Origin of the sequence: Bacillus sp. SIMBA_074 (assembly GCF_046534555.1) — a bacterium.
Taxonomy (GTDB): domain Bacteria; phylum Bacillota; class Bacilli; order Bacillales; family Bacillaceae_G; genus Bacillus_A; species Bacillus_A mycoides.
Window position 1 is genome coordinate 1 of sequence record NZ_JAWRYM010000189.1, and the last position, 360, is coordinate 360.

Here is a 360-nt window from a genome sequence, read left to right on the forward strand (position 1 = left end):
AGGAATAAAGGATACGGTGAATTCTTCCCGCACAGGCTCGGCCACGGACTTGGGATCAGCGTCCATGAATACCCATCCTTGACCGAAACGAATACCCTTGAACTTCAATCCGGAATGGTTTATACCATCGAACCGGGTATATATGTTCCAAATGTTGCAGGCGTCAGGATTGAAGATGATCTATTAATCACCGATACCGGCTGTGAGGTTTTGACCAAATATCCGAAGAGCCTGCAAATCATAAAATGATCATGCATTGATCGTTTAATGTAACGAAACCCGGATACCCCCGCCCTCATTAAGGCGGGGGTAACTATTAATCTAATTTCATTTCAACTAATCGGTCCGCAGTTCAAATTT

General features: G+C 44.2%; 1 protein-coding gene. It reads left to right on the plus strand.

The features are described 5' to 3' along the window. Window positions 1–249: M24 family metallopeptidase (locus SB773_RS30440; RefSeq protein ID WP_410593929.1), on the plus strand; the 249-nt coding region annotated here is incomplete at its 5' end. Window positions 250–360: the final 111 nt, after the last annotated feature.